General features: G+C 60.1%; 20 protein-coding genes. 12 read left to right on the top strand and 8 right to left on the bottom strand.

The window, feature by feature from the left end:
• Positions 1 to 321 precede the first annotated feature (321 nt).
• From KLP40_RS20035 to KLP40_RS20010, 6 genes are all read left to right on the top strand, one after another.
• The gene (locus KLP40_RS20035; RefSeq protein WP_215595616.1) at positions 322 to 1,593 is read left to right on the top strand and encodes a zinc metalloprotease; all 1,272 of its coding nucleotides are present in this window, start codon (positions 322 to 324) and stop codon (positions 1,591 to 1,593) included.
• A gap of 53 nt (positions 1,594 to 1,646) precedes the next feature.
• Positions 1,647 to 2,789 carry a lysophospholipid acyltransferase family protein gene (locus KLP40_RS20030; protein ID WP_215595615.1) on the top strand — a complete coding sequence of 381 codons (1,143 nt, stop codon included), beginning with the start codon at positions 1,647 to 1,649 and terminating at the stop codon, positions 2,787 to 2,789.
• On the top strand, positions 2,786 to 3,757 hold the full coding sequence (locus KLP40_RS20025) for an ATP-grasp domain-containing protein (RefSeq protein WP_215595614.1): 972 nt from the start codon (positions 2,786 to 2,788) through the stop codon (positions 3,755 to 3,757). The genes KLP40_RS20030 and KLP40_RS20025 overlap by 4 nt, the downstream gene beginning before the upstream one ends.
• A 222-nt stretch (positions 3,758 to 3,979) precedes the next feature.
• Positions 3,980 to 4,984: a hypothetical protein gene (locus KLP40_RS20020; protein ID WP_215595613.1), complete on the top strand. Its 1,005-nt coding sequence runs from the start codon at positions 3,980 to 3,982 to the stop codon at positions 4,982 to 4,984.
• Positions 4,985 to 5,026: 42 nt separating this feature from the next.
• On the top strand, positions 5,027 to 6,061 hold the full coding sequence (locus tag KLP40_RS20015; RefSeq protein ID WP_215595612.1) for an NADP-dependent oxidoreductase: 1,035 nt from the start codon (positions 5,027 to 5,029) through the stop codon (positions 6,059 to 6,061).
• A 207-nt stretch (positions 6,062 to 6,268) separates the two neighbouring features.
• Entirely contained in the window at positions 6,269 to 6,598 is a 330-nt protein-coding gene (locus KLP40_RS20010) for a hypothetical protein (RefSeq protein WP_215595611.1), read from the top strand.
• Between the two features lie 94 nt (positions 6,599 to 6,692).
• On the opposite strand, the gene KLP40_RS20005 is transcribed toward KLP40_RS20010, so the two are convergent.
• Positions 6,693 to 8,234 (bottom strand): hypothetical protein, encoded by a 1,542-nt coding sequence (locus KLP40_RS20005; RefSeq protein ID WP_215595610.1) that lies wholly within the window; start codon positions 8,232 to 8,234, stop codon positions 6,693 to 6,695.
• A gap of 140 nt (positions 8,235 to 8,374) precedes the next feature.
• Here KLP40_RS20005 and KLP40_RS20000 point away from each other — a divergent pair, with 140 nt between their 5' ends.
• The 3 genes from KLP40_RS20000 (at position 8,375) to KLP40_RS19990 (ending at position 10,232) form a co-directional block, all read left to right on the top strand.
• The gene (locus KLP40_RS20000) at positions 8,375 to 8,593 is read left to right on the top strand and encodes a CsbD family protein (RefSeq protein ID WP_215595609.1); all 219 of its coding nucleotides are present in this window, start codon (positions 8,375 to 8,377) and stop codon (positions 8,591 to 8,593) included.
• Between the two features lie 161 nt (positions 8,594 to 8,754).
• Positions 8,755 to 9,327, top strand: a complete 573-nt coding sequence (locus KLP40_RS19995) for a hypothetical protein (protein ID WP_215595608.1) — start codon at positions 8,755 to 8,757, stop codon at positions 9,325 to 9,327.
• Positions 9,328 to 9,404: 77 nt separating this feature from the next.
• Complete coding sequence (locus tag KLP40_RS19990) at positions 9,405 to 10,232, top strand: DUF1206 domain-containing protein (protein WP_215595607.1); 828 nt, start codon at positions 9,405 to 9,407, stop codon at positions 10,230 to 10,232.
• A 151-nt stretch (positions 10,233 to 10,383) separates the two neighbouring features.
• Here KLP40_RS19990 and KLP40_RS19985 read toward each other — a convergent pair whose 3' ends face one another.
• Positions 10,384 to 11,598 (bottom strand): NAD(P)-dependent oxidoreductase, encoded by a 1,215-nt coding sequence (locus KLP40_RS19985; RefSeq protein ID WP_215595606.1) that lies wholly within the window; start codon positions 11,596 to 11,598, stop codon positions 10,384 to 10,386.
• Positions 11,599 to 11,789: 191 nt separating this feature from the next.
• Between KLP40_RS19985 and gcvP the strand changes: the two genes are divergently transcribed.
• On the top strand, positions 11,790 to 14,714 hold the full coding sequence (gcvP, locus tag KLP40_RS19980; protein WP_215595605.1) for an aminomethyl-transferring glycine dehydrogenase: 2,925 nt from the start codon (positions 11,790 to 11,792) through the stop codon (positions 14,712 to 14,714).
• A 187-nt stretch (positions 14,715 to 14,901) separates the two neighbouring features.
• Here the strand turns inward: gcvP and KLP40_RS19975 are convergent, their stop codons facing one another.
• The gene (locus KLP40_RS19975) at positions 14,902 to 15,198 is read right to left on the bottom strand and encodes a hypothetical protein (protein WP_215595604.1); all 297 of its coding nucleotides are present in this window, start codon (positions 15,196 to 15,198) and stop codon (positions 14,902 to 14,904) included.
• A 208-nt stretch (positions 15,199 to 15,406) separates the two neighbouring features.
• Here KLP40_RS19975 and KLP40_RS19970 point away from each other — a divergent pair, with 208 nt between their 5' ends.
• Complete coding sequence (locus KLP40_RS19970) at positions 15,407 to 16,027, top strand: DUF4136 domain-containing protein (RefSeq protein WP_215595603.1); 621 nt, start codon at positions 15,407 to 15,409, stop codon at positions 16,025 to 16,027.
• 36 nt (positions 16,028 to 16,063) lie between these two features.
• Here the strand turns inward: KLP40_RS19970 and KLP40_RS19965 are convergent, their stop codons facing one another.
• The 3 genes from KLP40_RS19965 to KLP40_RS19955 all read right to left on the bottom strand — a co-directional run bounded on the left by KLP40_RS19965 (position 16,064) and on the right by KLP40_RS19955 (position 18,503).
• Positions 16,064 to 16,462 (bottom strand): DUF805 domain-containing protein, encoded by a 399-nt coding sequence (locus KLP40_RS19965; protein ID WP_215595602.1) that lies wholly within the window; start codon positions 16,460 to 16,462, stop codon positions 16,064 to 16,066.
• Between the two features lie 187 nt (positions 16,463 to 16,649).
• The gene (lipA, locus tag KLP40_RS19960; RefSeq protein WP_215595618.1) at positions 16,650 to 17,543 is read right to left on the bottom strand and encodes a lipoyl synthase; all 894 of its coding nucleotides are present in this window, start codon (positions 17,541 to 17,543) and stop codon (positions 16,650 to 16,652) included.
• 168 nt (positions 17,544 to 17,711) lie between these two features.
• Positions 17,712 to 18,503 (bottom strand): hypothetical protein, encoded by a 792-nt coding sequence (locus tag KLP40_RS19955; RefSeq protein ID WP_215595601.1) that lies wholly within the window; start codon positions 18,501 to 18,503, stop codon positions 17,712 to 17,714.
• 117 nt (positions 18,504 to 18,620) lie between these two features.
• On the opposite strand from KLP40_RS19955, the gene KLP40_RS19950 reads away from it, so the two are divergent.
• Positions 18,621 to 19,028: an OsmC family protein gene (locus tag KLP40_RS19950; RefSeq protein ID WP_215595600.1), complete on the top strand. Its 408-nt coding sequence runs from the start codon at positions 18,621 to 18,623 to the stop codon at positions 19,026 to 19,028.
• Positions 19,029 to 19,102: 74 nt separating this feature from the next.
• Here the strand turns inward: KLP40_RS19950 and ytxJ are convergent, their stop codons facing one another.
• Both ytxJ and KLP40_RS19940 read right to left on the bottom strand, forming a co-directional pair.
• Positions 19,103 to 19,447 (bottom strand): bacillithiol system redox-active protein YtxJ, encoded by a 345-nt coding sequence (gene ytxJ / locus KLP40_RS19945; RefSeq protein WP_215595599.1) that lies wholly within the window; start codon positions 19,445 to 19,447, stop codon positions 19,103 to 19,105.
• A gap of 22 nt (positions 19,448 to 19,469) precedes the next feature.
• Positions 19,470 to 19,802 (bottom strand): hypothetical protein, encoded by a 333-nt coding sequence (locus KLP40_RS19940; protein WP_215595598.1) that lies wholly within the window; start codon positions 19,800 to 19,802, stop codon positions 19,470 to 19,472.
• Between the last annotated feature and the right edge of the window lie 58 nt (positions 19,803 to 19,860).

Raw genomic sequence — 19,860 nt, 5'->3', positions numbered from 1 at the left:
GACCAGCAGGAGCAGGAGCTCACCAACGGACTGTTCGTTCTTGAACTCGAAGAACGCCTCGAGATGGTGCAGGCTGCCGCCGCCGGTCCTGTTATCAGCTGCTGCCTCGACAGCGCCGCCTAAGCGCACCTAACTCTCCGCAGTTACTGCCGAGGCCAGAAACCAATAGGGGGAGTGGTGAGAGAATGATACTACCGAGCGGGGAAATTATAGCTACGCCCGACACCAGACTGAGTACTCTCTCTCCTCACTTCCCCCTATTCTTTTCGGCAGGCTCGTGGAATAGTGTTACCCCACAACGATTACTTAACCAACAGTAGCATGGAACATATCGACGAGGCGCGCCTGAGCTCGCTAAAGGTGGTGCAGGTATCGGCTGATACGTTTGCCCTGGAGTGTAATGATAAGTTATACTATATCGGGGCGGTACTGTTCAGTATAGTTCAACACCTACAGAACGGCAAGTCGTTTATCGACATTCAGGAAGCCATAGCAGCCGAATATAAGTTGGTACTGTCACGGGAAAAATTTGACCAGATAGTTACTGATACCCTCAATAAAATTGCCGATGCGGCCGCCCCCCAAGCGTCTGCCCCACAGTCATACGTTTACGGACAAGTAGTACTTTTCAAAGAGCCCCTTTTGGCGGTTATGACGCGGGCTTTGCAATTTCTGCTGCGTCGGCAAGTAGTAATCAGCCTGCTCATCCTTTCGCTACTGGCAACCAGCCTGCTGCTACTGAAGCTGCACCGAAGCCATCTTCTTTCCTCTGAATTGTCGCCTGCTCACGGCCTTGCCGTCATTGCAGGCTCCTACATATTTTTTGCCCTAGTGGGGTTGTTTCACGAGTTGGGGCATGCGGCCACTGCCGCCCGCTTCGGTATTGCGCCTAAGGAAGTCGGGTTTGGCTTCTACCTCGTGCTCCCCGTCCTCTACACTGATGTCAGTAAAGTGTGGCTGCTGGATAAACGCAAACGCATTCTGGTAAATCTGGCCGGCATCTACTTTCAGTTGCTGATTAATATCCTGCTCTCGGTAGCCTACCTCATCAGCCTGCACTGGAACACGTCCGCCACATACCTGATTATCTCGTTTTTCCTGACGAACGCAACCCTGGCGCTGTATTCGCTGAATCCATTTTTCCGCAATGATGGCTACTGGGTCTGCAGCGACTACTTTGGTGTACCCAATCTGTCGGCTGCTGCCCAGAGCTACCCCCGTAAATGCTGGGACTACCTGCGCAGCAAGGGCCAGATTGCGTTCCGGAACCCGGGCCTCAGCCAAACCGGCGAACTGCTGCTGCTGGCCTATACTATCGGCCGCCTAAGTTTGATGTCGTGGCTTTCCTACCTGGGCTATTCCAGCTTCTACCACAGCTTTCGTGAAACTGTGCAGCGCCTCTACCACGAAGGACAGTTTGCTAACGAGCCACCACTAGAGTACGGTCTCTATTTGGCCAAGATGATGCTGTTCTGCATTCTATTTCTGGTGCTGGCCTATCGGACACTGAAACCGTTGGCCCTGCGAGCCAGCGCCCGCCTGGGCTGGAGCCCCCCCGCTGCGGGTCTGGAGCCCGTAGCTGTAGCCTCCTGATTAGCAGTCCCAGCCGCGCAACACCTTTCCCACTTTCTCACGCTCCTATTGTTATGATTACTACTATCGAAGAGTACCGCCAGGCCACTACGGAGTTGCGGCAATCAGTTGCTCAACTAGGGGCAACTCTAGAGGAAGATATTCGGCAGATGACCGAGTTCATGCGCTACCGGGCCACGAAGCGGCGGTTTTTTCCCGCGCACCCGGCCAACGACCTCGACTTCTTTCTGGATGCGCAGTACAACATTCAGCTGAGCGCGCAACTGGAGCACCGCATGGCCCGGGACCTGTTGCTGAGCCAGGCCGTAGTGGAAGGTGATACCGCCTTCCTGGAGCAGCAACCGCGGCAACCCTTCATCTTCTGTACTTTCCATTTCGGCTCTTACCAAATGGTGGGGGCGCTGCTTCGTCACTACGGTTTCGACTTTGCCGTACTGGCCCTGAAGGAGGGCGTTACCTCCGACATGCTCCACCACACGGCCGCCGAAGATCCGCTCCACGTACTGCACGCCGATTCGCCAAGCATTCTGCTGGAAATGCACAGCACGTTACAGGCCGGAAAAAGCCTGCTGGTATTTATTGATGGTAATCCGGAAGCCATCAGCGAAGAAGATAGTGCCTCTTATGCTCGCGTTAGCCTGATGGGCCACACGCTGCTGGCCAAAAAGGGCATTGCCAGCTTGGCCTATGCCACCGGCGTACCGATTCTGCCCATTATTTCCTACCGTCCTGGGCCGGAGCAGGTACGGGTGAATTTCGGATCCCCAATCCGGCCCGACCGGTCGGTGCCCCGCGCCACCTACGTGCAGCAAACGCTTCAGACCTGCTACGGCCAGTTGGAACAATACCTGGCAACCCGCCCCGAACAGTGGCTCTACTGGCGCATGATTCATAATTATGTGGATCTGCGCTCGGAACACCCCGCCACGCCCGACACTCTGGATGCGGATCCCACGCACTACACGTTCAATGAGGCCCGTTACGAGCTCTTTGCGGCCCGCAAGCATGCCTACCTTTTCGACCGTCATACCCAGGATGCCTTTACCATCTCCCGCAACCTGCTGGGCTACCTGCGTCACCTGATGGCAACGCCCGAGCCCGTAGCATCGGCCGCCGTCCGTATTAATGCTCCACTGCTTCAGGAACTGCTGGGCAAGCAGATTCTGCGCAAAATTAACCGGGAGGATGCGCCATGATTCTAGTCCTGGGCTATGATTCCTACGAGCAGGGCACGGACCCTGTACTCAGTTGGCTGCTGCACTATCAGGTTCCGTTCCTGAAGGTATCCTTACACGACCTGATTGCCAGCCGTGTTGATTATTACATTGACGTTAAAAACCGGGATGTGGTCATCAACGGCCACAGCATCCGTGATTCCGTGACTACCATCTGGCACCGCCGCTTCATGGGGGCTGCCAACAAGCTCACGCTGCCGGCCAATGCGCACCAGGAGCAATTGAACTTCGAAATCAGGACGGAAATCCGGGACTTGGTAGACTATCTGGAGTTGCTGTTCCAAGACAAGGTCTGGCTGACGTCCTTTCATAAGAGCACAGTCAATAAGCTGGAAGTGCTGGACGTGGCCAGCCGTTGCGGCCTGCGGGTGCCCCACACACGCATTCTCAACAACCACTCCGATCTGACGGCTTTTTATCACCAGCTCGAGGGACAGCTTATCACTAAACCTATTGCTGATGTACGCGGCAGCTACGCTCTCCCTGATGCAACTGCCGTCGTATTGACCACCAGCATCAATGAAGCGCACCTGGCCACTCTGCCACCGCGCTTCTTTCCCTCCCTGTTTCAGGAGAAAGTAGAAGTGGAGATTGAAATCCGGGTATTTTATCTGGATGGGCGTTTCTTTTCGACTGCGCTGCTTCTGGATGGCACTGAACGACAGGTCGATAAAAAGCTGGATAGCACCTCCGCCCGCGCCCACTATGTTCCCTACCAGCTGCCAGTAGCTACGGAGCAGCAGCTCACCCAGCTTATGCGGACGATGGGCCTGAATACCGGTTCCATCGACCTGCTCAAAACGCCGGCCGATGAGTACGTATTTCTTGAAGTAAACCCAGCGGGACAGTATCTGGCCGAGTCAGCGTTTTGCCACTATGCCCTCGAAAAGGAAATTGCGGAGTGGCTCATTAACCAGCAACCAGCATGAGAGTTATCGGCACAGGTGCGGTATTCACGGAGGAAGTATTAGCCGTTTTGCCCATCGGATATCGGTTCATGGTGCGGGTTGATCCGCTTACGTTCCGGGAAAATTATCCGGATCAGCGGCTCAGCCAAAGTATCCGTCATCAGTCCAAATCCTACCAGAGTGTGGGACCCGGCAAGCCGGTATCTCACCTCGTGATGCAGGACTATTTAGCCCCTTCCCCTGATGAGCACTAAACCTTACTTTTGCTTATACGCGCACAATCTGGTGGTGCGGGGAGCTACCCGCAGTGCTATCTACGACTTGCAGCGGCAGACCATTATTCCAATTCCGAGCATTCTGCACAGCATTCTGACTCATCTGAAACAGTATCCTTGGCGCGAAACCCAACGCATATTTGCGTCCCGGAATGAGGCCTTATTCGGGCAATACATGCAGTTTTTGCTGGATCGGGAGTTGGGCTTTTTCGTCAGTTCACCCGCCTGTTTTCCTGCTCTGGATCTGCAGTGGCACTCTCCGCACCATATCCAGAACGCAGTGGTCAGCTACGCTTTCAGGGATTACGATCTGGAGGATGTGCTGTCTCAGCTTGATGCCCTGCATTGCCGACACCTGGAGTTGCAGTTGAACCTGGGCAGCCACTGCTGGGAAGATGTGTTGCCGTTTTTCCAACAGCTCCAAACAACGGGCTTTTTGTCGGTAAACGTAGTGCTAGCTTACTCAGCTGCTGGCCCCAGTGAACAGCAGTTAGCGGAACTCTACCAGCAGTGCGGCAAAATTCAGCACATCTTGGTGCACAGTGCCCCCTACAACCGAGTTGGTAGTGCCCATCCCCATAACCTGGCGTTCGTTCGCACTGATGTACGTACTACCAAACCCCGGAACCGCTACGTAGTCAGCAGCGAGTATTTTACAGAGGCCCTGCGCTACAACCCTTACTACAATCGGAAAGTGTGCGTGAGCGAAACCGGGCACGTTAAAAATTGCCTGTTACGCCCTGAGCACTTCGCCACCGTGCAGACCACGCGTCTGGCTACCGTACTGGGCGATCCTGCTTTTCAGGAACTATGGCATGCCGCCGCCGACCATACGGTGGGCCTGCGCGACTCTGAGCTACGCTACGCGCATTTTTCGGCTGATTATTTGGTGCGCGACACCGCATCTGGTCTCTATACCCACGTGCCCTACTTGGTTTCGGCTCAGCCCGTACCACAAGCCGTGGCAGCCTGACCATTAGCTACGCCCGCGAATTATCACTGCTCTTGCCTTTCTATGACCTATACCAACACTCGTGTCACCCTGGCCTCCCGCCCCGTTGGCCTGCCACATCCTGATAATCTGGCCTTTGATGTAGTGGATATCCCCCCTCTTGTCGAAGGCCAGATTCTGATCAAAAACCATTTTATTTCCATCGAGCCAGCCATGCGTGGCTGGATGAACAGCAGCAAAAGCTATATCCCGCCTATTGCTCTGGGGGAAGTATTTCGGGCCATGGGAGCTGGTCAGGTAGTTGAATCCCGACACCCCGCCTTTGCGGTAGGCGACTACGTGACAGGCGACCTGAAAGTGCAGCAGTTTGCAGTGCACGACGGCGACTCAGCTCAAGATCCCACGAACCCGGGCACTTATCTGCTTAAAGTAGATACCACTCTTGCCTCCCTCGAAACCCACCTTGCCACTCTGGGTCTGCCGGGACTGACGGCCTACTTCGGGCTATTGGGTATCGGACAGCCTCGGGCCGGCGAAACGGTGGTTGTCTCCGGAGCGGCGGGGGCCGTTGGTAGCGTGGTGGGTAGTATCGCGAAGCTGAAGGGCTGCCGTGTGATAGGGCTAGTGGGAAATCAGGAAAAAATTGATTATTGCGTTCAGAAACTAGGGTTCGATGCCTGCCTCAATTACAAAGACCCCTACCTACGGGCTGCTCTGCGCACAGCCTGTCCTCGCGGTATCGATGTGTACTTTGACAATGCCGGCGGCGACTTGCTAGACTGGGCACTGGAACGCCTAGCCCTGCGGGGGCGGGTTGTACTATGCGGAGCTATTTCGCAGTACAATACCACCGGTGCGGTGAAAGGCCCGGCAAATTACCTGTCGCTTCTCATTAACCGGGGTCGTATGGAAGGCCTAGTAGTGCTTGATAGCATTGCGCAGTTTCCGACTGCCACCCGGGAAATGGCATCCTGGCTGCGAGAAGGCCACTTGGTTACCCCTAAAGTACAGGTGGAAAAAGGTATCGACAACTTCCTGGCAACACTGCTCAAGCTATTTTCAGGGCAGAGTTTTGGCAAGTTATTGCTGACGCCATGAACGTCGCGGTCAGTAGGGTACCACGACACTCGTTTAGACAAGAAAATGCGCAAGCGCGTCAATCTCCCCAAAGACCAGGCTTGGTAGCCACGTAGCCAACCGTGTTGAAAATTTCCACATGTGCGTGGGTTACCTTCTTCGGGCCGCTGATATTAAGCCTCGTCCGACAGGTTGTGCGGGCACTCCCCACTTTTTGACTTTTTTGCGATGAAAACCCTCTTCAAATCCCTGTTCGTTGCTACCGCCGTTGCTTTCGCCGCTACCTCCTGCACCCAGGAAGGCCAGCAGAACGCCGAAGCCGCTGCCGACAACACCGAAGCCGCTGCTGAAAACGCCGCTGCCGCCACCGACAACGCGCTGGAAAACACCGGTCAGGCCATCGAGAACACCGCCGAGCAGGCTGCTGACAACACCGAAGCTGCTGCTGATAAAGCCGCCGCTGAAACCAAAGCCGCCGCCGACCAGGCCGAAGCCAAGGTAGACGCTGCCGCCGGCGACGCCAAAGCCGAAATCAACGCCGCTACGCGCAACAACTAAGCTTACCCCGGCGGTACGCCGCTTTTTACTCTCTCCCTGCCAGGCCCGGGCTACCCAGTGTAGTCCGGGCCTTGGTTTTGGGGCGGGGGCCGGTTTACGCCGCCGGGCCCGGGGCCACCTCCGCAACGCCGGCCAGCTCCAGCAGCACGGGGTAGTAAGGACGACCCTGGACTTTGGCGTAGAGCCAGCTAAAGAAGCTCAGGGCCTGCAGATCCTCCTGCTCCAGGGGCACGAAGGCCGGCAGCTGGGTGATGCGGGCCGCGAAATCGGGAGTACGTACTACGGCCGGATCGTCCAGGATGTCGCGCACCAGCTGCAGGAAGCCCAGCACGGCCGCGTAGCCGCCCCCGGCCGGCCCGAAACGTTCCTTCACCAGCCGCTCAATGGCCCGCAGACGGTTATAGGCCAGGTCGGAATTTCCCAGTTCGAGCTGGATCAGCATTTCGCCCATGCTGCGGTTGAGCACCCATTCCACGCCCATTTCCTGTTCGCACCAGTGGTCGGTGCGGCCGATGGCCAGCAGCACCTGGTTGGCCTTCTGGTACTGGCCCTCGGCGAAGTAGTGAAAGCCCAGACCAAGGCGGGCGGTGAGCAGCTCCCGGGGGGGCAGGGCCTGCTGCAGGGTGGCTTCGAGCAGGCGGATGCTGTCGGCGTTGCGGTCGAGGAAGGCGTAGTTGGCGGCCAGCAGAAACGTGTAGCGGGGGCGCATGGCGGCGGCCCGCTGGCGGGGCCCGGCGTCGAGCAGGGCTTTGAGCCGGGCCAGGTACGCCACGGATTCCTCGAAGCGGCGGGTGCGGTACAGGGCGTGGGCAATCATGTAGAGCAGGCCCACCTGGGCCTCGTGGTGGGCCGCCTGGAAGCCGTGGCGCTTTTCCATCAGGTGGTAGCAGCGCATCACGAAGGGCGCGAACGAGAGGTAGTCGCGGCGCACCAGCATGGCGGCCCGGGTGATGGACATGAGCCGGTAGAGCAGGGCCGGGCGCCGGGCAAAGGCCTCCTGCAAATCGTATTCGCGCAGCACTTCCTGCAGAATGGCATCGAACGACTCGCCGGCCCGGCCCCGCACCCGGGCCTGGCGCAGGCGCAGGCGGATCAGGCTGTCGGCAATATTGGCCCGCTCCTCCTCGTCGGCGGCGCGCTTGTTGAGGTTGCGCCGCCGCACGATGTCGGTCAGCTCATCGGCGTGCGGACTGCCGGCGTGGGTTATCTGGAGGTTGTATACGGCGTTGAGCAGCTCGTACTGCTCGTTCTGGCGGGCCAGCTTTTCGGCCTTGCGCAGGGTGCTCCAGGCCAGGCGCCCCACCCGCACCTCAAACAGGTAGTGGGCCAGCGTGAGCAGGCCGCGCACCGAGGCCGCCGCCGTGGGGTCCTGCTGGTGCTGGCGCAGGAGCAGAAAATCCATGAGGTGGCGCATGAGGCGCTTGCGCAGGGCGTAGTAGGCCACGGCGTTGGGCTCCTCGGGGTAGAGGCGGCGGAGCAGCTCGGCCGTATCGTGCTCTGCGGGCTCACTGAGCAGGTCATACAGCCGCACATCCATGCGGCCCTTCTGCTTGCGGCGCTGCCGCTGGATAAACTGCCGGAACTCCTTGCGGTCATCCGGCGAAAATGTATTGAGGGTAGTTTTTAAGTCATCCATTGGGGTAGCGGCTGATCCAGGCTCACAAACCAATGATACCGAATGTCGGCCACTAATTTTCGCTGCCCGGCCAGCGGGCGGCAACTCCCCGGCAAAACCCACCGTACAAATCCCACCTTTCCACCTTAACCCCCTACCACATGGACGCTAATAACAACGGCATCGAAGACAGCAAAGAACTGCGGGCCCGCGGCAACTGGAACGAAATCAAAGGCCAGGCCAAGCAGAAGTGGGGCAACCTCACCGACGACGACCTCGACTACCAGGAAGGCAAGCAGGACGAGTGGTTCGGCCAGCTTCAGCAGAAGACCGGTGAAACCATCGACGATATCCGCAACTGGTTCAACCGTACCTTCTAGGTCCGGCAGCCTGCTGCTCTCTACTCAACCGCCCGCTGCCCCCCGGCACCGGGCGGTTTTGCGTACGGCGGTGGCGGCCTTCGGCCGCAGGCCCGGAACAAACTACTGGCATTAAGTAACTTATCCGATATATTTTATAAATTTATACCTACGCATCAGCTATGATTACGCAGCTGGAGGAAGTACGCACCCTGGGCAATACGGCCCTGCTCCGGCTGCCGAAAACAGCCTTTTTCTGTTCCCGCGACTATCCGCCCGGCATTGAGCACGCCACCTACGTGTGGGCCATGGAACAGCGGCAACTGGGCCGGTGCGTGGCCTCGGGGTTTCATTCGCGGCTGGAGCAGGCCGTGTTCCGGTTTCTGCGCCAGGATCTGCAGCAGCCCATTATATATGGCCTGGGTCGCGGCATTCAGCCGTCGGTGGCCTTCGAGTACGAGCGCGACATCCGGCTGGGCCACCTGCTGTTCATTTCCCACTTCGAGCCCGAGCAGACGACCATCAGCCAGGAAACGGCGGATATCCGCAACCTGCTGCTGGCCGATGTGTCCGACCAGCTGTTCATTCCCTACATGCAGCCGGGCGGCAACCTGGAGCGGCTGGTGCATCACGCCGTAGCCCGCCACAAGCCCCTGCTCACCCTCAATATTGCCGGCAATGCTGCCCTCAAGCGGCCCCACCGACAGCTTTACCAGCTGCCGGGCCTGCTGGGCGGGCACCGGGCCAACCTTTAGGGGGGGGTTGGGCGTAAGCAGGGCAAATCCGGCCGTCCCGGTGGCGGCTGATTCCACCACTTCACTTCCTTTCTCCCATGTCCGTTACCGATACGCTCCATTCGGCGCTACCCGCCTCGCCGTCTTCCGGCATCCGCACCATGGCCCGCGTTGGCTTTGCCGCCAAGGGCATAGTATACGCCCTGATGGGCCTGCTGGCCCTGCTGGCCGCCACCGGGCAGCAGGGCGGTCAGACGGCCGACAAACGTCAGGCCGTGCAGACTCTGCAAGACCTGCCCGGTGGCCGCGTGCTGCTGGGCCTGATTGCCCTGGGCCTGCTGGCCTACATTGCCTGGCGGGTAGTGCAGGCCGTGCGTGATACCGAAAGCAAGGGTTCCGACACCTCGGGCGTTGCCCGGCGCGTGGGCTACGCCGCCAGCGGCCTGGTGTACGCCAGCCTGGCCTGGTATGCGGCCCAGCTGGCCTTCAGCGGCTCGGCCGACAGCAGCAGTGATACCCGGCAGACCCTCACGGCCCGGGTGCTGGGCTGGCCCGGCGGCGAGTGGATTATCATGCTGGTGGGCGTTGCGACCATTGGGGTGGGGCTGTATCAGATATACAAAGCCTACTCCGGCAAGTTTCACGAGCACGTGCAGAGCAGCGACATTCCGGGCGGGCAGCAGAACGCGGTCTACCGCCTGGGTCAGGTAGGCTACACCGCCCGCGGCATTGTGCTGGGCGTTATCGGCTACTTCTTCATTCAGGCCGGCCGCCAGTCCCGCGCCGCCGCCATCGGCAGCACCGATGAAGCCTTCGACTTTCTGGCCACCATGGGCCCCGCTGTGCTGGCCGTAGTGGCCCTGGGCCTGCTGGCCTACGGCCTCTACATGCTGGTACAGGCTAAATACCCCGTGCTGAAGGTGTAGTTGCCGGTTGCCGAAAAGAACGTCATTCCGAGCGCAGCCGAGGAATCTCGCGTGCTGAAGTTGAATTACTCTTACAACGTCAGCACGCGAGATTCCTCGGCTGCGCTCGGAATGACGTTCTCTCCGGCAACTGACAACTGACAACTGACAGCTACGCCACGTAGTCGGCCAGGTAGTGGTAGCGCTCGGTGAGCTGGCCGTTGGTGGCAATGGTGGCGCGCCGGATAACCTCGTCGGGGCCGTTTTCGGCCAGCAGGTGGGGCAGCACGTTGGCGATGAGCTGGCGGCCGAAGTCGCGGGAAGCATTGCGGGGCAGCTCGCAGGGCAGGTTGTCCACGGCCATCACGGTGAGATGGTGGGGGGCCGAGTACGGCGGGGCCAGCTGGCCGGTGGCGGGGTCGTAGTCGAAGGCGGGCTCCTGGATGGTGGTGCTGCGCCGGGTGGTGGGGATGGAGCCGTCGATGTCGCAGGTCACGTCGGCAATGGTATCGATGCGAAAGTGGGCGCGGCGGGTGTCTTCCTCCGAAAACAGGCGCGGGGCGGCCGGGTGCCAGTAGGCGCAGGCGATGAGCAGGTTGGTGACGGGCAGAAAGTTCTGGAACGTGCTTTCGTATTCCTGGGGGTTGCGGTGAAAATCGGGCGTATCCCAGACCCGGCCGTCGCGGCGGCGGTTGTAGTCGGAGCTGCGCAGCTGAGTATACACCGGTTCGTTGAAATCGAGGTAGAGGTAATCGTAGACGCTCACCCGCCGGATGCCCATCAGATCGAGCACCTCCACCGCGCCCTGGGCCACCCGGCCCGAGCCCGTTACCACCATTTTGATGGGCGGCAGCTTCTTCACCTTGAAAAACTCTTCCTGCATGTCCTCCATGTCGACGCACTCGTAGGCGGGCTTCAGGTGGTAGAGGTGGTGCTTGCGGCCGTAGGTGAGCAGGCCGTTGTAGGCACCCACAATGCCGGCCCAGCGCCCGAAGGCCACAATCCGCTCCCCGCGCTCATTGGTGAGCAGCTCGTAATCGATGAGCGTGATGTTGCGGGCCAGCACCTGGCGCAGCAGCTCGCGGTTGGCGGGCTGCTTTTTCACGGTGTGGGAGAAGAAGAAGTAGGTTTTATTGGGCAGCAGCTCCGCCACGGGCACTTCCTTCACGCCCATGAGCACGTCGCAATCCGCCACGTCGGCGCGCACTTCGATGCCCAGGTCGTGGTATTCGCGGTCGGCGAAGGCGCGCACCTCGCTGGCCTGGGCCACCAGCGTCAGGCCCGGAAACTGGTCCTGGGCCTCCACGCACTTCTTGGGGGTGAGGGGCACGCGTTTGTCGGGCGGGGTTTTGCCTTCGCGAATCAGGCCGATAGTGATGGGACGCATGGGTGGGAATGGATGGGTGGAAGGGTTGGAGTAGTAAAGCTGAGAAAAATTGTTGAAGAGGCCGTCGCCCGCACTGCCCCGGCCCCCGCAAACATTTGCCCGCTTATCGGTTTAAGGGTGACGCCTTTTCGCGCTACCTTTGTCAGGGCTCCTTCCCGGGGCTGTTTGTTGCCACCCTCACCCATCTTTTTATGTTGCTGAAGACCAAGCCCGCCGATGTGTTCGTGGACCGTCACAACGGCCCCGACGAAGCTGCCGTAGCCGAGATGCTGCGCGTTATCGGCGTGGAGTCGATTGACCAGCTCATCGACGAAACCGTGCCGGCCGCCATCCGCCTCCAGAAGCCGCTGAATCTGCCCGCTGCCCTCACGGAGCGGGCTTTTTTGGCGAAGTTCAAAGGCATTGCCGGCAAGAATAAGCTGTTCAAGAACTACATCGGCCTGGGCTACCACGACACCCAGCTGCCGGCCGTGATTCAGCGCAACATTCTGGAAAACCCGGGCTGGTACACCGCCTATACGCCCTACCAGGCCGAAATTGCCCAGGGCCGCCTCGAAGCTCTCATCAATTATCAGACGATGATAATTGACCTCACGGGCCTGGAAATTGCCAACGCCTCCCTGCTCGACGAAGGAACTGCCGCCGCCGAAACGCTGCACATGTTCCACTCCTTGAGCAAGAAGAAAAACGCCACCCGCTACTTCGTGTCGGAGCAGGTACTGCCCCAGACCATCGACGTGCTGCGCACCCGCGCCACGCCCATCGGTATTGAGCTGGTGGTGGGCGACCACCGCACCGCCGACCTCACCGACGAAACCCTGTTCGGGGCCATCCTGCAGTATCCCGCCGCCGACGGCGCCGTGTACGACTACACCGACTTCATCTCGAAGGCCCACGACAACAACCTGTTCGTGACCGTGGCCGCCGATTTGCTGTCTTTGACCCTGCTCACGCCTCCCGGCGAGATGGGTGCCGACGCCGTGGTGGGTAACTCCCAGCGCTTCGGCGTGCCGATGGGCTACGGCGGCCCGCACGCCGGTTTCCTGGCCACCAAAGACGCCTTCAAGCGCGTGATTCCCGGCCGCATCATCGGCCAGAGCATCGACGCGGCCGGCAACAAGGCCTACCGCATGGCCCTGCAAACCCGCGAGCAGCACATCCGCCGCGAAAAAGCCACCAGCAACATCTGCACCGCCCAGGTGCTGCTGAGCGTGCTGGCCGGCATGTACGCCGTGTACCACGGCCCGCAGCGCATCCGCCAGTTTGCCTCCAACATCCACGCCCTCACCCGCACCCTCGATACCGAGCTGCACGCCCTGGGTTTGGAGCAGACCAACGAGTTTTACTTCGACACCCTCGATATTCAGCTGGAAAGCAAGGAGCTGCAGACCGCCATCCGCACGGAGGCCGAGTCGGCGGGCATCAACTTCCGCTACTTCGAGCAGGACGGCACGGCCCGCGTGGGCATCTCGCTCAACCAGAACACCGAACTGGAGGATGTGCAGGACATCGTGGCCGTGTTCAGCAAAGTGCTGGGCCGCGACGTGCGCCAGGTAGCCCAGGCCGACGAGGTGGAGGTGACCTGGACCGACAACCTGATCCGCAAGAGCGACTACCTCACGCACCCCATCTTCAACTCGCACCACTCCGAGCACGAGATGCTGCGCTACATGAAGCAGCTCGAAAACAAAGATTTGAGCCTCGCTCACTCCATGATTTCGCTCGGCTCGTGCACCATGAAGCTGAACGCCACCGCCGAAATGATTCCGGTGACCTGGCCCGAAATCGGGGGGCTCCACCCCTTCGCCCCGCGCGAGCAGGCGGCCGGCTACACCGAAATCTTCCACGACCTGGAGAAGTGGCTGTGTGAGGTAACGGGCTTCGACGCCGTTTCCTTGCAGCCCAACTCGGGCGCCCAGGGCGAGTACGCCGGCCTGCTGGCCATCAAAGGCTACCACGATGCCCGCGGCGACCAGCACCGCAACGTGGCCCTTATTCCGGCTTCGGCCCACGGCACCAACCCCGCCTCGGCCGTCATGGCCGGCATGACGGTGGTGGTGGTGAAAAGCACCGAGGAAGGCAATATCGACGTGGCCGACCTCAAGGCCAAGGCCAAGCAGTACGCCGACCGCCTGAGCTGCCTGATGGTGACCTACCCGAGCACGCACGGCGTGTACGAGGAAACCATCATCGACATCTGCGCTACCATTCACCAGCACGGTGGCCGCGTGTACATGGACGGTGCCAACATGAACGCCCAGGTGGGCCTCACCTCCCCCGCTACCATCGGGGCCGACGTGTGCCACCTGAACCTGCACAAAACGTTCTGCATCCCGCACGGCGGCGGCGGACCCGGCGTAGGCCCCATCGGCGTAGTAGCTGATCTGGCTCCCTACCTGTCGGGCCACGTATTGGTAGACGCTGACGGCCGCACGGCCGGCGCGGTTACCTCCGCGCCCTGGGGCTCGGCCAGCATCCTGCCGATTTCTTACGCCTACATCAACATGATGGGCGGCGAAGGGCTGACGCAGGCCACGCGCATTGCCATCCTGAACGCCAACTACATCAAGGCCCGCCTGGAAGAGCACTACCCCGTGCTCTACACCGGCTCGAACGGACGCTGCGCCCACGAGATGATTCTGGAATGCCGCCACTTCAAAAAGGCCGGCATCGAGGTGGAGGACATTGCCAAGCGTCTGATGGACTACGGCTTCCATGCGCCCACCGTCTCGTTCCCGGTAGCCGGCACGCTCATGATTGAGCCGACCGAGTCGGAAAGCAAGGAGGAGCTGGACCGCTTTATTGAGGCCATGATCAGCATCCGGAAGGAAATTGCGGAGGTAGAAGCCGGCCACGCCGATGCCAAGGACAACGTGCTCAAGCACGCCCCGCACACCGCCGCCACCGTGCTGGTGCACGACTGGGAGCGTCCTTACTCGCGCGAGCAGGCCGTGTACCCCACCGACTACGCCCGCAGCTACAAGTTCTGGCCCACCGTGTCCCGCATCGACTCGGCCTACGGCGACCGGAACCTGATCTGCTCCTGCACCCCCATCGAGCAGTACACCGACGCCGAAGAAAAGCTGGTCGAAACCGACAAAGGCCCGTCGTACTAGAGCTTAGAGCTTAGAGCTTAGAGCTTAGAGCTTAGAGCTTAGAGCTTAGAGGTGTATGCAGAAGGCCCCGCCGTGGTTACGGCGGGGCCTTCTTTTTTTCATGCAGCAGCGTAAGGGCAGAATCAGTGGGGAGGCCCGAGGCGCCAACAGCTAACAGCTAACAGCTAACAGCTAACAGCTAGCAAAGCTACCGTTTGCCGAAGCAGGTGCGGTACATGTAGCCGGATTGGGTACCGCCGTTGGCCGTTACGCGCACTTTCACGAAGTAGGCGCTGACCGTATCCATCACCTGCACTTCGTTGCCGGCGCCCACGGTGGTGAGTTGTTTCGAGTCCTTGGTCATCCCATCGTAGAGAATGCACTCCACTACGGAAGTGTGAGTGACCGGGGTAGTAAAGGTGCGTTTGGAACGAGCATCTTCCTTGGCGGTACCGCAGGAGACCAAAACCGCAAGGCTGCTCAGACAGAGTACAATTTTTTTCATAAACACAGAACGAGAACAGTTAACTCGTCAAAAGATAGAGACATTTTTGGCCGAAAGGCAATTTTCCGAGTTATAATATTCCAATAAGAATACCGTACACGGGGCTTTACACGGGAACGACGGGCCGCCGCCGGCTGTTCTGCTCCTGACCCGAACGACGTCGTTCTGACGTCCGGATTCGGGGTTCTTCACTCCTGACCATAGCCTTATGAACCGCATTTCCCGCTTTCTGCTTCGGCCACTCGCTTTTTCAGTGCTGGGGCTGAGCTTGCTGCTGGGGGCCAGCAGTTGCGCCACTACCGCCCGGGTGGGCGTCACTTCCGATTTCGACCATTCCGTCAACTTCCGCGCCTACCGCACCTGGGCCTGGTATCCGCAGCAGCCCCGCGACACGGAGGGCGGCCCGGCCCAGGGCTACGAGTCGTTCCTGGATAAGCGCATCCGCAAGGCCGTGGAAATGCAGCTGGCCCAGAAAGGCATGCAGCTCGTGGACGCCAACCCCGACGTGTTTGTGGCCTACAGCGCCCGCGTGGAGGACAAGCAACGGGCCACCAACGGAGCCTATGGTCCCTACGGCTACCCATTCGGCTGGTATGGCTACGGTGGCCTCTACAACCGCGGGGGCGCATTCGTCACCGACTACAAGGCCGGTACGGTCATTCTTGATTTCGTGGACGCCAGCCGTAAGGAGCTGGCCTGGCGCGGGCAGGGCCAGGCCCAGGTTGATAACCAGACGATTTCCGAGGCCGAGGTCCAGCGCATCGTCACCAGCATTCTGGGCAACTACCCGCCCCAGGATCAGGCAGCCGGCCCCCAGGTCCGGCGGTAGTCGGCCCGCTTTCCGGCGCACAAAAAAGCAGCTTCGCTATTCAGCGGAGCTGCTTTTTTGTGCGCTGGAACGTTGTACGTAAGCAGTTCGCCCTTTCGGATCGGGGCCAAAACGGTTGGGGCCGGAGCTTCCCTCTACCAGTTGCATACCAATACCAAGCCCGTATCCTATCCAGGGCATCAGCAGCAACAGCCCCCACCACCCCGAAAGGTTCAGGTCGTGCAGGCGTTTTATACTCTGAATCACCACGATGACTGTGGCCAGTACTATTGCCGCGCTGATCAGCAGAACCGCTCCTGCTTCCGGCAACGCCTGCCGTACAGCCAGCTGACAGACTACAGCATACCATCCAAACGCCAGGCTATAAACGCCAAGGACCCGCCCCCAAAAGGCCCGGCGGCGTAACCGACCCCGAAAAAGGAAAAATTCTTTCACGTAACGCCAAAAAATAAGATGATACCAATAGTTGGATGAGGTGCCGCTGCGAAGGCCAGCCAATGCGGCATCAAGCTAACTGCCTGATCCGGTCAAATGCAAATCCGGGTTGAGCAAACCCAGCAAAAAGCCCCGTTCTCGGGCGGAGAACAGGGCTTATAAATTTGCCAGAACAGCAAGTCGGGTCCTAAATCGGTACGTTCACGTGGCGCTCGGCGTGGTAGCTGGAGCGCACCAGCGGGCCGCTTTCCACGTATTTCAGGCCCCGGCGCAATCCTTCCTCCCGGTAGTGGGCGAACAGGTCGGGGTGAATGAACTCGGCTACTTCAATGTGGCGCTTGGTGGGCTGCAGGTACTGGCCCAGGGTCAGGATGTCGAGGCCGTTGGCCACGAGGTCGTCCATGGCCTGGTACATCTCGTCCGGCTTTTCGCCCAGGCCCAGCATAATGCCCGACTTGGTGCGCTTGCCAGCCTCCTTGGTGCGCCGGATCTGCTCCAGGCTGCGGTCGTACTTGGCCTGGGGCCGCACGAGGCGGTAGAGGCTGCCCACCGTTTCCATGTTGTGCGACACCACTTCCTGGCCGCCGGCAATCATGGTTTCGAGGGCTGCCCAGTTGGCCTTCACGTCCGGAATCAGGGTTTCGATGGTGGTAGCGGGGCTGAGCTGCTTGGTTTGCACCACGGTTTCGTACCAGACGCTGGCTCCGCGGTCCTTGAGCTCGTCGCGGTTGACGCTGGTAAGCACGGCGTGCTTCACGCCCATGAGCTGAATGGCTTCGGCTACGCGACGGGGCTCGTCGAGGTCGTACTCGGTGGGGCGGCCGGTGGCCACGGCGCAGAACGAGCAGGAACGGGTGCACACGTTGCCCAGAATCATGAACGTGGCCGTGCCCGCGCCCCAGCACTCGCCCATGTTGGGGCAGTTGCCGCTTTCGCAGATGGTGTGGAGCTTGTGTTCATCCACCAGGCGGCGGACGTTGGCATAGGCCGGCCCGACCGGCAGCTTCACCCGCAGCCAGTCGGGCTTGCGGGGTTTGGCAGGAGCAGCCGCTTCGGGCTGAATGATGGGCAAAGTCAGCAACAGTTCATCCATGTTGCAAAGGTAAGAGGAATGAGTGGCGGAAAATTCCATTGGTAAGACAATTCCGCCCCCCCAGTAGTTTTCAGATGCGGCCCCAACGCCACGGGTCCGGTCCCGGGATGTGCATTTTCCCCGAGCCCGGACCCGTGGCGTGGAGGCAAAATCCGATTAGTTGCGGCTGCCCAGGTAAATGGTCAGGTACACGGATGGCATAAACCGGTCGTTGAGCGACTCGTCGGACGCGTTTTCTACCCGGATAATAGCCGGCGCTTTCGTGTAGGCTTCCACTACGGCACCTACTTCCACGCCGGCCACGGCATCCCGGTAGCGCCCGTACTCGAAGCTAAGCGCCCCCCGGACGTGGGCGCCCAGCTGAGGCTTGGTGCCCCCGATACCCGAAAACAGCGGCGCCCGGTCAACAATGCGTATTTCGTCCCGGTGCACCACCGGATCGTACTGCTCGTTGCGCACATCGGTCAGGGAAGACCCAGGCGGACGGTTGGGGTCGGAATAGTTGTAGCTGATGTAATAGGGCATCAGCAACCCAATCGACGGGCCGGCCCCGAACAGCCCGTTCACCTGCACGCCGGAGTCGGGGGCTTTGCGAAAAATCACGCGCTGCAGGCCCACCGAGGGCCGGATAACGTACAGGTAGTTGCTCTTGTGGTAGATAATGGAGCCCCCGTAATTGGTACCAATCTTTTGTTCCTTGGGATGCTTTACCTCCACTCCTTCAATGCTCCAGAAGCGGGCCCAGTCCTGGTTCAGCACCCGGGTAGACCGAACGGAAATGCCCCCGATCAGGCCGCCGCGGGTATTAAAGTTGAGGCCGTAAGTAAACTCTTTCCGGTAGGAAGGCGCGTCATTGCTGGAGGCCGGAGTTTGCTGGGCCTGGGCCAGCGGGGCCGCGCCCAACAATGCCAGCACGAGGCTGCTGCCAAAAACAAGCGGTGTACGCACAGGTTGCAAGAAGATAAACGGGCGAACTGAAAAACGCTGACGCAGGCACCGACTACCGGCCACCCTTTCGAAAGTACGTAAATTTACCCGCATACCGTCGTTCTAAATCAACTTACCATGAGCACCGCCACCGCCCGCTACGCCGGCCAGCTACGCACCGAAGCTACCCACGTGGCCTCGGGTACTACTATTTTCACCGATGCGCCCGTGGACAACCACGGCCGCGGCCAGGCTTTTTCGCCCACCGACCTGGTAGGCGCCGCCCTGGGCTCGTGCATGATGACCATTATGGGCATCGTGGCCGAACGCCACCAGCTGGACCTGACGGGCGTAAGCTGGGACGTAACCAAGCACATGCTGGCCGACCCGCGCCGCATCGGGCAGCTGGACGTCACGTTTCGCCTGCCGGCCACGCTCTCGGAAAAGGAGCGCGCCATCCTCGAAAACGCCGCCCGCACCTGCCCGGTGGCCCTGAGCCTGAACCCGGAAATCCGGCAGCAGGTTCAGTTCACCTACGACGCGTAACCCGCTTCGGCCCTCATACAATCAAAAACGGTCATCCTGCTGGCAGGATGACCGTTTTTGGTTGTACGGACAAGCTAGGCGCTCAGGGCGCTTTTCACGTCGCTGAGCTTGATGCCCGTGTGCGAGGCGTCGTAGCTGCACTCGCCGTTGCGGATGAGCAACAACTGGGGCGACTCGTGCTGGATGCTGAATTTCTGGGCAATTTCCTGGGAGATGGGCCGGAAGCGCAGCAGGTCGAGGTAGTAGATTTTGGCGTCGTCGAGGCCGGCATCGGCCCACTGGCGCTCCACCTTGCCCTTCGCCATGGCGCTGATGGAACAAGTGGTGCTGTGCTTGAAAATAAGAACCGGCTGCTCGTAGGATTCGCGGACGATATCGGTGAGTTGAGCGGCGTCGGTGAGGGGTTGCCAGGGAGTCATAAGAAAGGATTAAACTCGAAAACTACGGCGCCACGGCGGCGTCGCGCTTCTTGCGAAGACGAAAATTGAGGCGTGATGGTTCGCTCACGCGGGGCGCGCCGGTCCGATCAAACCGGTAGCTGGCCCGCTCGGCGGTGGGCGGGTGCACGGCCAGACGGCCGGCCGCCTGATCTTTTAGTTCCTCCTTATCTACCGTCAGGTGCGACTCCTTGTACTTGGCGTCGAACCTGCGGGCGTCGCGCAGGGCTTTGCGGTTGGCCGCGCGCTGCTGGGCCGGACTGCTGGACTCGAGCTGGGCCCAGGCCTGTGTGCTGGTCAGGGCTAATAACAGGGTTACAATCAGGGCGTAGCGCATGTGTTCAGAACGTAAAAGCGGTGACTAACAAAGCCTTTTCAGAAGTAAAACCGGCAAA

The sequence above is a fragment of the Hymenobacter piscis genome (assembly GCF_018760735.1).
Lineage (GTDB): Bacteria > Bacteroidota > Bacteroidia > Cytophagales > Hymenobacteraceae > Hymenobacter > Hymenobacter piscis.
The sequence above is the reverse complement of the archived record's forward strand: the minus strand, read 5'-3'. Positions and strand labels throughout refer to the sequence as shown.